Source organism: Hymenobacter duratus (assembly GCF_014698995.1).
Classification (GTDB): domain Bacteria; phylum Bacteroidota; class Bacteroidia; order Cytophagales; family Hymenobacteraceae; genus Hymenobacter; species Hymenobacter duratus.
The window spans coordinates 448,513-462,976 of sequence record NZ_JACWZZ010000003.1; the positions used below are offsets into that span (position 1 = coordinate 448,513).

Below are 14,464 nucleotides of genomic sequence, written 5' to 3' on the forward strand. Positions count from 1 at the left end.
GATTCCAAACCAGAACCCTCCTGCTCCCTCCTGAAAGCAGGATACTACCGGTGAGTGAGTCATCACCGGATGCAGCCAAGGCATTATTTTATTTCTGAGCAGAGCAGGAGAGTGCAGGAGGTTAAGCCAGGGGCCGGTAGCGTCCTTTGGTAAAGAAAGAACCCTTATCCGGTTTCCGGCACCCAAATAGAAGCCTCACAATGGAAAAAACCTTAACCTTTCAGCACGTCAGCTATCTGTGGGACGAGGCCAAAGCCCTGGAACTGGCCCACGACGAAGTCGCGCTGTTCCTGTACCGCTCCAATTTACTGGGCGCCGACTTGCGCCTGACCAACTATGCCGGCGGCAACACGTCGTGCAAGATTACTGAAATTGACCCGGTCACGGGCCATCCCGTGGACGTTATGTGGGTAAAAGGCTCGGGCGGCGACATTGGGACGCTCACCAAAGCCGGCTGCGCCAACCTGTATGTAGAAAAGCTGCACCAGCTGAAAAACCGCTACCGGGGCCTGGAATTTGAGGACGAAATGGTGGACCTTTTCAACCACTGCCTGTTCGACCCCAAGTGCGCGGCCCCCAGCATCGATACGCCGCTGCACGGCCTGCTGCCCTTCAAGCACATCGACCACCTGCACCCCGATGCCCTGATTGCCATTGCGGCCAGCAAAGACGGCGAGCAGATCATGCAGGAAATCTGGGGCGACACCATGGGCTGGCTGCCGTGGCAGAAGCCGGGCTTCGACCTGGGCTTGCAGCTGGAAAAAATTGTGGCGGATAATCCGGGTCTGCGCGGCGTGATTCTGGGCGGCCACGGCCTGTTCACCTGGGGCGACACCAGCTACGAGTCCTACATCAACACCCTGGAGGTGATTGAAATGGCGGCCACGTATCTGGAAGCCAACTACGGCAAAAAAGCTCCGGTTTTCGGTGGCGTGAAGCTCTCCGTTGGCCCCGACGAAGCCACCCGCCGCCGTATGGCCGCCGACGTAATGCCCGTACTGCGCGGTCTGGCCTCGGGCCACCGCCGCATGCTGGGCCACTACACCGACGACGCTCGCGTGCTGGAATTCGTGAATTCGCACGACCTGGCCCGGCTGGCGCAGAAAGGCACTAGCTGCCCCGACCACTTCTTGCGCACCAAAATCCGCCCACTGGTACTTGATGAGGCCATCATGCACCAGCCCGCAGCGGCTGTACAGGAGTATCTGCAGGAGCAATTTGCGGCGTACCGCCAAGACTACGCAGCGTATTACGAGCGCAGCAAACACCCGAATTCGCCCGCCATGCGCGACGCCAATCCGGTGGTGATTCTGTGGCCCGGCGTGGGCATGTTCACCTTCGCCAAAGACAAGCAGACGGCCCGCGTTGCCGCCGAGTTCTACACCAACGCCATCAACGTCATGAAAGGCGCGGAGGCGGTAAGCGAATACACTGGTCTGGCCGAGCAGGAAGCTTTCAACATCGAATACTGGTTGCTGGAAGAAGCCAAGCTGCAGCGCATGGCCCCGCCCAAAGCCCTATCGGGCAAGGTGGCCTTCGTAACGGGCGGCACCGGCGGCATCGGCAAAGCCATCTGCGAGGAATTGCTGAAGCAGGGTGCCTGCGTGGTGGCCGTGGACCGCGACCGGCTGGAAGAAACCCAGGCCGACCTGCGCAAGCAATTCGGCAAAGACAGCGCCCTGACGGCTTCCATCAACGTAACCGATGCTGACAGCATTGCCGAGTCGTTGCGGGCCAGCGTCCTGCAGTTCGGCGGCGTGGATATTGTCGTGAACTGCGCTGGCCTGAGCATCAGCAAGCCGCTGGCCGACACCACCCAGGCCGATTGGGACATCCTCAACGACGTGCTCGTGAAAGGCCAATTCCTGGTGAGCCAGGAGGCCGTACGCATCCTGCGCCAGCAGGCGCTGGGCGGCGATATTGTGAACATTGCCAGCAAAAACGGCCTAGTGGCCGGCCCCAACAACGTGGCGTATGGCACGGCCAAAGCGGCCCAGCTGCACATGAGCCGTTTGCTGGCTGCCGAGCTGGGCCCCGACAAAATCCGCGTCAATACTGTCAACCCTGACGCAGTGCTGCGTGGCAGCAAGATCTGGGAAGGCGACTGGGCAGCCGGTCGGGCCAAGGCCTACGGCATTTCGGTGGAAGAGCTGCCGCAGCACTATGCCAAGCGCACCCTGCTGGGTGAAGAGCTGCTGTCCGAAGACATTGCCAAAGCAGTTCGCGTGTTCGTGGATGGTAGCCTGAGCAAAAGCACCGGTAACGTGCTGAACGTAGACGGCGGCGTGGCCATGGCCTTCGTGCGCTAACTGGTTGTGGAAGAAAGGGACGTAAAAAGGCCAGCCGATATGCTGGCCTTTTTATATTTCCCGGACTTTAAAACTGCCTGCTTATTCGGAGGCTTTTGGCAACGTTCCCGGTAACGATTGCACAACTAAACCGGTATTTTGCTTCGCATTGTAGGATAAGCTCTGTAATTTATCCCGTGACCAGCGTAGTCCCACCCTCGCTCCTACCTACGCCGCGCCCGGATTCATTACTTTCCGGATCGTCTGCGTCTGCTCTATTCCTCCCACCTAGCCCGCTGGTCAGCCGGCGCTATGCCCACCCTCTATCCGTCCGCCCAACCCATGTACAAGCTGCAGTTCAAGCCGTTCGACAAAACGCCGAAGTACAAGCAGATTGTGCAGTCCGTCATCACCGATATTGAGCGGGGTACGCTCCGCAAAGGCGACCAACTGCCCAGCATCAGCGAGCTGAGCGCCGAATACTACCTGGCCCGCGACACCGTGGAAAAAGCGTATCGGGAGCTGCGGGAGCGGGGTTTCTGCACGTCGGTGCAGGGCAAGGGATATTACGTGCAGGCCCCCGACAACAACAAAATCAAGATTCTGCTGGTCTTCAACAAGCTCAGTTCCTACAAGAAAATTGTGTACTACGCCTTCCTACAGGCGTTGGGCGAGCGGGCCACCGTAGACCTGCAGATTCATCATTACAGCGCCTCCATTTTTCAGGAAATCATGGAGAAGAACATGGGCAAGTACAACTACTACGTGGTCATGCCCCACTTCACCCAAGACTTGGACAAAGCCGACTACAAGAGCATCCTGAACGCCATTCCGCCCGACGAGTTAGTGCTACTCGACAAGGAACTGCCCGAGCTGAAACAACAGCCGCTGACCGTGTATCAGGATTTCGATAAAGACATTTTCACGGCGCTGGAAGGCACCAATGACCTGCTCGAAAAATACCACCGCATGGTGCTGGTGCTGCCCAGCGTCGGCAACAACTATCCGGTGGAAATTGCCTGGGGTTTCCGCACGTTCTGCATCAACTATAACAAGGAGTTTTCGGTGAAGGAAAGCGCCATGAACGAGGTGATGGAGCCCGGCACGGCCTACGTGGTCGTGGAAACCACCGACCTGGCCGAACTCATCAAGAAAGTGCGCCAGACGCACTACCTGCTGGGCCGCGAAATCGGCATTCTGTCCTTCAACTCCAGCACGCTGAAGGAACTGCTCGGCATCACCGTCATCACCACCGACTTCGAGGCCATGGGCCGCACGGCCGCCGAGCTGCTGCTGGAAAAGCAGCGCGTGAAGGTAAAAAACCCTTTCTACACGATTCGCCGCGGCTCACTGTAGAAAATCCGCTGAACGATGTAGAGACGCCTAGTTGCGTCTTGTCGTTGAACGACCATGGGCGCTTCGTTACGTCCATGGTCGTTCAACGACAAGACGCAACTAGGCGTCTCTACACCGTTCAGTTGGTCGAATTTCCCAGCACAGCTCGAAAAGGATATGTATGGGCCGAATTGCCGTTGCAATTAACCGCTCACTCACCGGCCGCTGAAAATACCCGGCATACAGGAGAGTTCAGAACAGTTCCGGCGGGGGCGGGTGGTAGTTTGCTTCTCTAAATCCAGCCCGCGCCGCACCCGTCCGGTGCCTGCCAATGGCTGGCCGGCTTATCCCTCCCACCCTCGTCTTCTCCGCTATGCTCACGGATCAACAGATTCAGGACCTCAACCAGCCGCTGCTGGACGACCACCAATTCCGTTATCAATTCCTTACCGAGTTGCTGGCCCGCCGCGGCGTGGAAGCGCCGGACGTGGTGCAGCAGCTGGTGGCATTTCAGGTGGCTATTCCGAGCTGGGCGCTGGGCACGGGCGGCACCCGCTTCGGGCGCTACCCGTTGGGCGGTGAACCGCGCAGCCTGGAAGAGAAAATCCAGGACGTGGCTTTGCTCAACCGCCTCAACGGTTCGTCGAACTCGATTTCGCTGCACATTCCGTGGGACATTCCACAGGACGTGCCGGCCCTGCAGCAGCAGCTGCGCGAGTCGGGCCTGACGATTGATTCGATGAACTCGAACACGTTTCAGGACCAGAAAAACCAGCCCTATTCCTACAAGTTCGGCTCTTTGAGCAGCACCGAAACCGCCGTACGCCAGCAGGCCATTCAGCACAACATCGAGTGCGTGGAATACGGCAAGCAGCTGGGCGCAAAAATCCACACGGTGTGGCTCGCCGACGGCTCCAACTTCCCCGGCCAGCAGCACCTGCGCCGCGCCTACCAGCGCACTGCCGAGTCGTTGGCCAGCATCTACGAGGCCATGCCTTCGGATATGACGATGCTGATTGAATATAAGCCATACGAGCCGCACTTTTACTCCACCGTCATTCCGGACTGGGGCACGTCGTACTCGTTGTGCCAGTATCTGGGCCAGCAGGCGCAGGTGCTCGTGGATCTGGGCCATCATCTGCCCAACACCAACATCGAGCAGATTGTGGGCCGCCTCAAGCACTTTGGGCGCCTGGGTGGTTTCCACTTCAACGGCTCGATGTACGGCGACGACGACCTGACTACCGGCAGCACCAAGCCGTTTCAACTGTTTCTGATTTTCAACGAGCTGGTGGATGCCGCTCAAGACCAGACGCTGACCGAGGCCGCCGTGGCCTACATGATTGACGCCAGCCACAACACCAAAGACCCGCTCGAGGATTTGCTGCAATCCGTGGAAAGCATCCTGGGCGCCTACGCCAAAGCCCTGCTGGTTGACCGCGCCGCCCTCCACGAAGCCCAGGAATCCAACGACGTGGTGCGGGCCGAAGAACTGCTGCGCGACGCTTTCCTGACCGACGTACGGCCGCTAGTGGCCGAGGCCTACCGCCAGGCCGGCGGCGCCCTGAGTCCGGTGGCCGTGTACCGCGCCGGCCAGGTACGTGAGCAACTCATTCAGCAACGCGGCAAACTCAGCCTCTCGACCGGCCTGTAAGCATGAAAAAATCCATCTACGCCGTGTTCGATGTTGGCAAGACCAACAAGAAAGTTATCCTCTTTGATGAGGACCGCCAGATCATCGACGAGCACCAGCAAGTGTGCCTGGAAACCGTGGACGAGGAAGGCTTTCCGTGCGAAACCCTGACGCGCCTCTCGCAGTGGGTGCAGGACCGCTGGCAGGCGCTCCGCCACGACACGCACTACAACCTAAAGGGCGTGAATTTCACGTCGTACGGGGCCAGCTTTGTGCATTTGGGGGCTAATGGCCAACCGATTCTGCCGCTCTACAACTACCTCAAACCGCTGCCAGCGCCCATGCAGGAGCAGTTTTTTGCGGAGCTGGAGCAGAGCCCGGTCGACTTTGCCATTGAAACCTGCTCGCCGCGGCTAGGCATGCTCAACTCCGGCCTGCAGCTGTACTGGCTCAAGCAAACCCGGCCCGAGCAATACGCCCGCATACGCACCTCGCTGCACTTGCCGCAGTACCTGTCCTACCTCATCACGGGCGAGGCGTTCAGCGACTTCACGTCGGTGGGCTGCCACACAGGGCTCTGGAACTTCAAGCTGGGCCGCTACCACGACTGGGTGTACCGCGAAGGCATCGACGACAAGCTGGCACCGCTCACCAAAGACTCCATTGCGTCGGTGGTCGACGGCATCTTGGTGGGTGTGGGGTTGCACGACAGCTCGGCCGCGCTGCTGCCCTACCTGCAGGAAAACGAGCAACCATTTTTGCTGGTTTCTACGGGCACCTGGGCCGTTACGCTCAACCCGTTTAACCGCGAGCCACTCACGCCCGAGCTGCTGCGCCGCGACTGCCTGAGCTACCTCTCGCCGAAAGGCGAAATGACCAAGGCGTCGCGCGTATTCTTTGGGCGGGAGCACGACTTTCAGGTACAGCGCATTGCGCACTACTTCCATGTCAAGCCCGATTTCTACCACTCCCTGATGGTGGCTCGGCCTTACGACGAGGCCTCGCTGAGCTTCCGGCCCTGGTGCATGCACGGCACCGGGCCATTCCCCGAGCAGCCCGCCACCGAGTGGGACCTGAGCAACTTCAGTACCGCTGCCGATGCCTACCAGCACCTCATGCACGGGCTGATGCGCATCCTCACCGAGTCCATCAATCTGATTCGCAAAGACGAAAAGCTGATTTACGTGGATGGCGGCTTTGCCCGCAATCCGCTGTTTATGCAGCTGCTTGGCTGGAGTTTTCCGGGTGCCAAAATCCGCACGCTGGAAGTGCCCCAGGCCACAGCGTTGGGCGCGCTCATGCACATGGAGCAAGGCGAAGCCTGGAAGAAAACGCAGCTCTTGTTTAGTTGATTTTTCGCCCCACCGCACCCTAGCAACTCGTTGTCATGCTGAGCTTGCCGAAGCATCTCTACCGCAATAGCAGTCAAGTTACTTTGGCGAAAGAGATGCTTCGACCGGCTCAGCATGACGTTTAAAAAAACGCATGAAAGTAGCCCTTTTCGTCCCTTGCTACGTCGACCAGTTTTATCCGCAGGTGGCTATTGCCTCGCTGCAGTTGCTGGAAAAACTAGGCGTGCGGGCGCATTTCCCGAAGCAGCAAACCTGCTGCGGGCAGCCGATGGCCAACAGCGGCTGTGAGCAGGACGCCAAGCCGGTGTACCACAACTTCGTGGATGCTTTTCAGGACTACGACTACGTGGTGGGGCCGGCTGGTAGCTGCGTGTACCACGTGCGCAAGCACTTCGACATCATCGAGCAGACGCCGGCGGTGCAGCACGTACGCACCAACACGCTGGAGCTGTTCGATTTCATCATTAATGTGCTGGGCATCACAGAAATTCCGGGGTCATTTCCCCACAAAGTAGGGCTGCACCTGAGCTGCCACGGCCAGCGCGGCCTGCACCAAGCCAACGAATCGGAAATGACGCCGGTGCGCGACGGGCAGCTGCGGCGGCTACTGAGCGGCCTGCAGGGCCTGGAGCTAACGGAGCTGACCCGTAACGACGAATGCTGCGGTTTCGGGGGCACGTTCTGCGTGAGCGAAGCCGGCATTTCGGCGCGCATGGGCCAGGACCGGGTGCAGGACCACGTGCGCAACGGCACGCAGGTGCTTACCGGCGGCGACATGTCGTGTCTGATGCACCTAGAAGGCATCGTGCGCCGCCAGAAGCTGCCGGTGCGCGTGCTGCACGCCGCCGAAATCCTTAATGGAGTAATTATCGGTTGATGGCTGATTGCTGGAGGTTGAGTGTTAGCTGATGATTGTTGAAAATCGACAGTCGTCAATCACCAACCAACAATCAGCCATCAACCTCCAACAATTAACAATCAGCCCCCAGCCATCAACAATCAAGATGAGCCATTCTGAACGCTCCGATATTTTCCTGCTGGATGCTGAGCGCACCACCTGGCACGACGAAACGCTGTGGTTTGTGCGCGAGAAGCGCGACAAAGCGGTGTACGCCACGCCCGAGTTTCAGAAGCTGCGCCAGCTGGCTTCCGACATCAAAGACCACACGCTCAGCCGGCTGGATTTCTATTTGCAGCAGTTTGAGGAAAACGCCCGCCGCAATGGCGTGCACGTGCATTGGGCTGCCGATGCCACCGAACATAATGCCATTGTGCTGGGGCTGCTGCGCCAGCATGGTGCGACCCGCGTGGTCAAGAGCAAGTCCATGCTCACCGAGGAGTGCCACCTGAATCCGCACCTGCTGGCAAACGGCATCGAGGTAATTGATACTGACCTGGGTGAGCGAATTATTCAGCTGCGCGAGGAAGCACCCAGCCACGTAGTACTGCCCGCCATTCACCTGAAAAAGGAGGACGTCGGCGACACGTTTCATAAGTACCTCGGCACCGAAAAAGGCAACAACGACCCGCAGCAGCTCACCGAAACGGCGCGCCAGCACCTACGCGAGAAATTTCTGGCGGGCCAAGTGGCTATTTCGGGCGTGAACTTCGCGGTGGCCGAAACCGGCACCGTGGTGGTGTGCACCAACGAAGGCAACGCCGACCTGGGCGTGAACCTGGCGCAGGTGCACATTGCATGCATGGGTATGGAAAAACTGATTCCGCGCCTCTCCGATTTGAGCGTATTCACGCGCATTCTCACGCGCAGCGCCACCGGCCAGCCCATCACCACCTACACCTCGCACTTCACCCGGCCTGCCGAGGGCAAGGAGCTGCACATCGTCATCGTGGACAACGGCCGCACCCAGCAGCTGGGCCGGCCCGATTTCCGGGCTTCGCTGAAGTGCATCCGGTGCGGGGCCTGCATGAACACCTGCCCGGTGTATCGCCGCAGCGGCGGCCACAGCTACGACTTCACAATTCCGGGTCCGATTGGCGCGATTCTGTCGCCCAACATCGACATGCGCAAGCACGCCTCGCTGCCGTTTGCCAGCACGCTCTGCGGCTCCTGCACCGATGTGTGCCCCGTTAAAATCGACATCCATACGCAGCTCTACAAATGGCGGCAGGTACTGGGTGAGGCGGGCAAGCTGCCGGCCAGCAAGAAGTGGAGCATGCGCCTGCTCAGCCGCGTGCTGGCAAAACCAGGGATGTACAGCGCGGGCGGCAAAGTGGCCAGGCAGGCGCTACGCCTGCTGCCGCACGGCCTCACCCACGGCCAGGGCTACAACCCCTGGGCCATTGCGCGTGAGTTGCCGGAACCGCCCCAGCAAAGCTTCCGCGAGTGGTACGCCCAACAACCTCAGAACGACAAGGCATGAGCAGCCGCGAAAAAATCCTGGCCGCCGTGACGGCCAACCAGCCTGCCGAAGTACCGCTGCCTACCGTGCCGTTTTTCGAAGGCGACGCCTCAGTGGAAAAGTTTACGGCGCTTGTGCAGGCCATTGGTGGGCGCGTGGTGGAAGTCGCCGCCTTGGCTCACTTGGAGGAGGTTGTCCGGCAGCTGTTCCCGGCGGACTACCGCATGGCCTCCCCCCTGCTCTCCTCTACCAACGTATCCGTTGATGCGCAAACTCCGCTGGCGGTGCTGGCCGACGTAGAACTGGCGGTGTTGCAGGGCGAGTTTGGGGTGGCCGAAAACGGTGCTATCTGGCTGCCGGAAGAAAACATGCTGCACCGCGCGCTACCCATGATAACGCAGCACCTCGCCCTGGTTCTCAGCCAGCAGCAGCTGGTAGCCACCATGCACCAGGCCTACGCCCGGCTGGCCACGGTGGGCGGCTACGGCACATTCCTGGCCGGCCCTTCCAAAACCGCCGACATCGAGCAGTCGTTGGTGATTGGCGCCCACGGCGCCCGCAGCCTGACGGTGCTACTGGTGCCTTAGGCTGCGTCTGCAAAGTCGTTTGAAGCGTAGTAAACGTCATGCTGAGCTTGCCGAAGCATCTTTACTGCTTCGTTACAATAGTAATCAGGCAAAGCGGGAGAGATGCTTCGGCAAGCTCAGCATGACGTTCTGGAGTTTTCAGACCCAGCCTAGTCAATTCTATGCCTTATGGCCAGCCACTATTCAGGCATTGGCCAGGGCGCGGTCGAGGTGCACGTAGCCGCCATCGACGTGCAGAATCTGGCCGGTGGTGTGGCTGCTGCGGGCCGAGAGCAGAAAGGCCGTGGTGTTAGCAATTTCTTCGGCCGTGGTCATGCGGTTTTCCAGAGGAATTCGGGCGGTGATTTCGCGGAGCTTTTCGGCGGGGTTATGCAGCGTCTGAATCCAGGATTCGTATTGCGGCGTCCAGCACTCGGCCACCATCACGGCATTCACGCGGATACCGTATTTGAGCAGTTCTACGGCCCATTCGCGGGTGAGGGCATTGCGGCCGCCGTTGGCGGCGGCGTAGGCCGAGGTATTGCCCTGGCCCGTTTCGGCCGTTTTGGAGCTGATGTTCACGATGCTGCCCCGCGACTTTTTCAGCTCCGGCAGCGCGTGGTGCGCCAGCAGGTAGTAGTGCACCAGGTTGCGGTGCAGACTCGCCACAAATCCCTCGTAGCTGCCGTGCTCCAAGCCCACGCCGTCGTTCACGCCGGCGTTATTTACCAGCCCATCCAGGCGGCCAAACTGCGCCACGGCGGCTTGCACGGCCGCTTCGCACTGCGCCGGGTCCGATAGCTCGGCCACCACCTGGCCGGCGCGGCCACCCGCCGCTACCACAGCCGCTACGGCAGCCTGATTATCGGCTTCGTTGCGGCCGATGATAACCGGCACGGCACCTTCCCGCGCCAGCACCTGCACAATACCTTCGCCGATGCCTTTGGCGCCGCCGCTTACGAGAATCACTTTGTCCTGAAGCTGTAAATCCATGGCTAAAACTGACTTATAAGTGGTACACCCGCGCGGCGTTTTCGCCCCAGAAACCGGCCTGCTCCGTTGCCGAAAAACGCGCTACGTAGTCCTGCACCAGTTCCACCACACGGCCGTAGCCCCCGGCCACGTTGCACACCGGCCAGTCGGAGCCAAACAGGAGGCGGGCGGGCCCAAAGGCGTCGAACACAACATCCAGATACGGCCGGAAATCCTGCGGCGTCCAGTGCTGCCAGTCGGCTTCCGTCACCAGGCCCGACACCTTGCACAGAACGTTTTCGTGCGCGGCCAAAGCCTGCATTTTGCGCCGCCAAGGCTCCATCTCGCCAGCTTTAATGAGCGGCTTGGCGAGGTGGTCGAGCACAAAGGGCTGCGTGGAAAACACGTCTGCCAACTCGGCTGCGTAGTCCAGCTGGTCGGGTTGGATGAGCAGGTCATAGGTGAAGCCGTGCTGATACAGCGCCGCAATACCGCGCCGGAATTCCGGCCGGAGCATGAGGGCGTGGTCGGTTTCGCCCTGCAGGATATGCCGGAAGCCTTTCAGCTTATCGAACTGCGCGTAGTGTACCAACTGCTCGGCCACGTTTTCTGCCTGCAGATCAACCCAGCCTACCACGCCCCGGATGAAGTCGTGGCGGGCGGCTAGCTCCAGCAGAAACTCGGTTTCAGCCGTGCTTTGGCTGGCCTGCACGGCCACGCAACCGTCGAAGCCGTGGCGGTGCAACAGCGGCTCCAAATCCGGCGGCAGAAAGTCGCGCTGGATGGCGGCCATATCGGGCGTTATCCAGGTGTCGCGCCGGGCGTCGAAGTGCCAGAAGTGCTGGTGCGCGTCAATCCTTGGCATAGGCCCGCAGTTGCTGCCGAGACGCGCCCAGCCCGTCGATGCCCAGCTCCACCACGTCGCCGGGCTTGAGGTACACGGGCGGGTTGAAGCCCAGCCCCACGCCGGCCGGGGTGCCCGTGGAAATGATGTCGCCGGGCAGCAGCGTCATGAACTGGCTGATGTAGCTGACCAGAAACGGAATCCGGAAAATCAGGTTGGCGGTAGTGCCGTCCTGCATCATCTGCCCGTTCACGCTCAGCCACAAACGCAGGTTATCTACGTCCGGAATTTCGTCGGGCGTGGCCAGCCAGGGACCAATGGGCGCGAAGGTGTCGCAGCCCTTGCCTTTGTCCCAGGTGCCGCTGCGTTCCAACTGAAACTCGCGCTCCGACACGTCGTTGTGCAGCGCGTAGCCGGCAATGTACTCGTGCGCTTCGGCTTCGTCCACGTAGGAGGCGCGCCGGCCAATCACCACAGCCAGCTCCACTTCCCAGTCGGTTTTCACCGAATTTTTCGGGATGATAATGGCGTCGTTCGGGCCCACCAGCGCCGTGGTGGACTTGAAGAACAGCACCGGCTCGGGCGGCGGCGTGGCCCCGGTTTCGCGGGCGTGGTCGGCGTAGTTGAGGCCCACGCACACGATTTTGCTGGGTCGCGCCACCGGGCTGCCTAGTCGTACATCGTCGGACAGCTCCGGCAACTGGCTTTCGTTGGCTTGCACAAACTCCGCCAACCGCGCCAGGCCATTACTGGCAAAAAACGCTTCGTTGTAGTCTTCGCCGAAAGCTGAAACGTCGTACTTCCGGTCGTTGAGGATGATGCCGGGATGCTCCTGCTCAGGCCGGCCGTGGCGGATTAGCTTCATATGATGCTAAGTGATTGGTGAAGGCTGATTGTTAATTGATGATTGTTGGGAGTTGATTGCTGGGAAGGTCGGGCAGATGAGTCGGACGTTGCAAAGCACAAAACAATCGGCCTCCAACAACCACCAATCAACTCCCACCAATCAATTATTCAGCGTGATGAAACCGCCATCCAGCGGATAGTCGCAGCCGGTGACGAAGCCGGCTTCAGTGGAGCACAGGTACAGAGCCAGGGCAGCCACTTCGGCAGGTGTGCCCATGCGGCCGATGGGCTGGCTTTTGGAGAGCTTGTCGAATAGCTCTGCTTCGCGGCCGGCGTAGTTTTTGGCAATGAAGCCATCCACGAACGGCGTGTGCACGCGGGCCGGCGAAATGCTGTTGCAGCGGATGCCCGCCGCCAGGTAGTCGCGCGCCACCGACAGCGTCATGGCATGGATGGCACCCTTGCTCATGGAGTAGGCAAACCGGTCGGTGATGCCGACGTGGGCGGCAATGGAGGCCATGTTGAGGATGGCGCCGCCGCCGTGCTGCTGCATCAGGGGCACGGCCGCAAACAGGCAGTTGTAGGCGCCCTTCACGTTCACCTGATACACCCTGTCGAAGTCGGCCTCGGCGGTTTGCGCCACATTGCCGACGTGGGCAATACCGGCATTATTGACCAGAATATCCACCTGGCCGATGGCCTGAAACACGCGTACCACGTCGGCCTGCTGGCTGATATCGAGCAGGTGCGCCTGCGCCGCGCCGCCGGCTTGTTGGATGGCCGCTACGGTTTGAGTTGCGGCTTCTTGGTTGAACTCGATGATGTGCACATGGGCGCCCTGCTGCGCAAACAGCTGCGCAATGGCCTGCCCGATTCCGCTGCCGCCGCCCGTCACGACGGCGCTTTTGCCTTGTAAACTGAACATGAAGGTCTGGTTTTAGAAAAAGTAGCCGCGGGCTCAGTGGCCGCCCGCCAGGGCCGGAGCAGGTGGCCCCAACGGCACCCGCGCGTTGCGGAGGGCGAAGTACAGCACCACCAAAAAGCACAAACCCGGCACCACGTAGGCCGTTTGGATGGAGCTGGCATCGGATACGCGGCCCATGAGCACCGGAAACACCGCGCCGCCCACAATGGCCATAATCAGCAGCGAGGAGCCGTCCTTGGTTCTGGGCCCCAGCCCGCGAATGCTGAGCGAAAAGATAGTGGGAAATATGATGGACATGAAAAACTCCACGCCCATCAGCGCATACACCGGCAGCTGGCCTTCCAGCGTCACGGCCAAACCCACCAGCAGCACATTCAGCAAGCTGCACACGGCCAGCAGTTTTGCCGGGGCCACCACCCGCATTAGCGCCGTCCCGATGAAGCGGCCCGCCATAAAGCTGAGCAGTGCCCCCGACAGATACAGCGTGGCCGTCTGCTCCGGAATGCCGGCCACGCTGCCCGCAAACCGAATGAAAAAGCTACTGATGCACACCTGCGCGCCCACGTAGAAAAACTGCGTCAGCACGCCCAGCAGCAGGTTTTTTTCCTGCCACAACGAACCCTGCGCGCTAGCATCGTCAGTGGCCGCAGCCTCGATAATATCGGGTAGGCGGGTGAAATAAAGCACCACGGCTACCAGCAGCACCACGGCCCCAATCACCAGATACGGCAGCTGCACTGCCGAAGCCTCTTGGCTCAGGTAGGCATCGAGCTGCGCCGGGGCCATGGCCGCCTGCTGCCCGGCCGTTAGGCTCTGGCCCGACAGAATCAGCTTGCCGCCCAGCAGCGGCGCCAGCGTGGCCGCCAGCCCGTTGAACGACTGCGCGAAGTTCAGCCGCTGGGTGGCGCCGGCCGGGTCGCCGAGCACGGTGATGTAGGGGTTGGCGGCCGTTTCCAGGAACGTGAGGCCGCTGGCAATGATGAACAGCGCCACCAGAAAGAAGCCGTAGGCCCGGGTTTCAGCGGCCGGATAAAACAGGAAGGCGCCCGTAGCAAACAGGCCCAACCCCACCAGAATACCGCCTTTGTAGCCGAAACGCTTCATGAACTGCCCGGCCGGCAGCGCCACCAGAAAGTAGGCCGCAAAGAACGCCGAGTCAATCAGCGCCGACTGGGTATCGGTAAGCTGGCAGGCCTTTTTGAGGTGCGGAATCAGCACCGGGTTCAAGTTCACGGCGAAGCCCCACAGAAAAAACAGCGAGGTAATCAGGGCTACCGCAAACAGGTTCTGGTTTTTCTTCATCGGTGGCAGAATGAGCAGCAGCAGCTAGGTAACTGTCATCC

Annotated in this window: 12 protein-coding genes; 7 read left to right on the forward strand and 5 right to left on the reverse strand. The window is 60.4% G+C overall.

The window, feature by feature from the left end; translation table 11 throughout:
* The first annotated feature begins 200 nt into the window (after positions 1–200).
* From IC231_RS15385 to IC231_RS15415, 7 genes are all read left to right on the forward strand, one after another.
* Complete coding sequence (locus tag IC231_RS15385; protein ID WP_190785381.1) at positions 201–2,309, forward strand: bifunctional aldolase/short-chain dehydrogenase; 2,109 nt, start codon at positions 201–203, stop codon at positions 2,307–2,309.
* 291 nt (positions 2,310–2,600) lie between these two features.
* Positions 2,601–3,644 (forward strand): GntR family transcriptional regulator, encoded by a 1,044-nt coding sequence (locus tag IC231_RS15390; protein ID WP_211539099.1) that lies wholly within the window; start codon positions 2,601–2,603, stop codon positions 3,642–3,644.
* Between the two features lie 352 nt (positions 3,645–3,996).
* Positions 3,997–5,277 carry a TIM barrel protein gene (locus tag IC231_RS15395; RefSeq protein WP_190785382.1) on the forward strand — a complete coding sequence of 427 codons (1,281 nt, stop codon included), beginning with the start codon at positions 3,997–3,999 and terminating at the stop codon, positions 5,275–5,277.
* Positions 5,278–5,279: 2 nt separating this feature from the next.
* The gene (locus IC231_RS15400; RefSeq protein ID WP_190785383.1) at positions 5,280–6,608 is read left to right on the forward strand and encodes an FGGY-family carbohydrate kinase; all 1,329 of its coding nucleotides are present in this window, start codon (positions 5,280–5,282) and stop codon (positions 6,606–6,608) included.
* A gap of 133 nt (positions 6,609–6,741) precedes the next feature.
* Positions 6,742–7,485, forward strand: coding sequence for a (Fe-S)-binding protein (locus IC231_RS15405; RefSeq protein WP_190785384.1), 744 nt, complete (start codon positions 6,742–6,744; stop codon positions 7,483–7,485).
* 127 nt (positions 7,486–7,612) lie between these two features.
* On the forward strand, positions 7,613–8,989 hold the full coding sequence (locus IC231_RS15410) for a lactate utilization protein B (protein WP_190785385.1): 1,377 nt from the start codon (positions 7,613–7,615) through the stop codon (positions 8,987–8,989).
* Positions 8,986–9,555: a LutC/YkgG family protein gene (locus IC231_RS15415; RefSeq protein WP_190785386.1), complete on the forward strand. Its 570-nt coding sequence runs from the start codon at positions 8,986–8,988 to the stop codon at positions 9,553–9,555. The genes IC231_RS15410 and IC231_RS15415 overlap by 4 nt, the downstream gene beginning before the upstream one ends.
* 183 nt (positions 9,556–9,738) lie before the next feature.
* Here the strand turns inward: IC231_RS15415 and IC231_RS15420 are convergent, their stop codons facing one another.
* The 5 genes from IC231_RS15420 to fucP all read right to left on the reverse strand — a co-directional run bounded on the left by IC231_RS15420 (position 9,739) and on the right by fucP (position 14,423).
* Entirely contained in the window at positions 9,739–10,527 is a 789-nt protein-coding gene (locus IC231_RS15420) for an L-fucose dehydrogenase (RefSeq protein WP_190785387.1), read from the reverse strand.
* 13 nt (positions 10,528–10,540) lie between these two features.
* Positions 10,541–11,371, reverse strand: coding sequence for an amidohydrolase family protein (locus tag IC231_RS15425; protein WP_190785388.1), 831 nt, complete (start codon positions 11,369–11,371; stop codon positions 10,541–10,543).
* Positions 11,358–12,215: a fumarylacetoacetate hydrolase family protein gene (locus IC231_RS15430; protein ID WP_190785389.1), complete on the reverse strand. Its 858-nt coding sequence runs from the start codon at positions 12,213–12,215 to the stop codon at positions 11,358–11,360. The genes IC231_RS15425 and IC231_RS15430 overlap by 14 nt, the downstream gene beginning before the upstream one ends.
* A gap of 141 nt (positions 12,216–12,356) precedes the next feature.
* Positions 12,357–13,121: an SDR family NAD(P)-dependent oxidoreductase gene (locus IC231_RS15435; RefSeq protein WP_190785390.1), complete on the reverse strand. Its 765-nt coding sequence runs from the start codon at positions 13,119–13,121 to the stop codon at positions 12,357–12,359.
* 33 nt (positions 13,122–13,154) lie between these two features.
* Positions 13,155–14,423: an L-fucose:H+ symporter permease gene (fucP, locus tag IC231_RS15440; RefSeq protein ID WP_190785391.1), complete on the reverse strand. Its 1,269-nt coding sequence runs from the start codon at positions 14,421–14,423 to the stop codon at positions 13,155–13,157.
* Positions 14,424–14,464 lie beyond the last annotated feature (41 nt).

What these genes read in the sequence shown, in the direction of transcription:
- IC231_RS15430 (WP_190785389.1), bottom strand. Translation starts at nt 12,215, where the DNA reads ATGAAGCTAATCCGCCACGGCCGGCCTGAGCAGGAGCATCCCGGCATC.
- IC231_RS15405 (WP_190785384.1), top strand. Translation starts at nt 6,742, where the DNA reads ATGAAAGTAGCCCTTTTCGTCCCTTGCTACGTCGACCAGTTTTATCCG.
- IC231_RS15395 (WP_190785382.1), top strand. Translation starts at nt 3,997, where the DNA reads ATGCTCACGGATCAACAGATTCAGGACCTCAACCAGCCGCTGCTGGAC.
- IC231_RS15435 (WP_190785390.1), bottom strand. Translation starts at nt 13,121, where the DNA reads ATGTTCAGTTTACAAGGCAAAAGCGCCGTCGTGACGGGCGGCGGCAGC.
- fucP (WP_190785391.1), bottom strand. Translation starts at nt 14,423, where the DNA reads ATGAAGAAAAACCAGAACCTGTTTGCGGTAGCCCTGATTACCTCGCTG.
- IC231_RS15400 (WP_190785383.1), top strand. Translation starts at nt 5,280, where the DNA reads ATGAAAAAATCCATCTACGCCGTGTTCGATGTTGGCAAGACCAACAAG.
- IC231_RS15425 (WP_190785388.1), bottom strand. Translation starts at nt 11,371, where the DNA reads ATGCCAAGGATTGACGCGCACCAGCACTTCTGGCACTTCGACGCCCGG.
- IC231_RS15410 (WP_190785385.1), top strand. Translation starts at nt 7,613, where the DNA reads ATGAGCCATTCTGAACGCTCCGATATTTTCCTGCTGGATGCTGAGCGC.
- IC231_RS15390 (WP_211539099.1), top strand. Translation starts at nt 2,601, where the DNA reads ATGCCCACCCTCTATCCGTCCGCCCAACCCATGTACAAGCTGCAGTTC.
- IC231_RS15385 (WP_190785381.1), top strand. Translation starts at nt 201, where the DNA reads ATGGAAAAAACCTTAACCTTTCAGCACGTCAGCTATCTGTGGGACGAG.
- IC231_RS15415 (WP_190785386.1), top strand. Translation starts at nt 8,986, where the DNA reads ATGAGCAGCCGCGAAAAAATCCTGGCCGCCGTGACGGCCAACCAGCCT.
- IC231_RS15420 (WP_190785387.1), bottom strand. Translation starts at nt 10,527, where the DNA reads ATGGATTTACAGCTTCAGGACAAAGTGATTCTCGTAAGCGGCGGCGCC.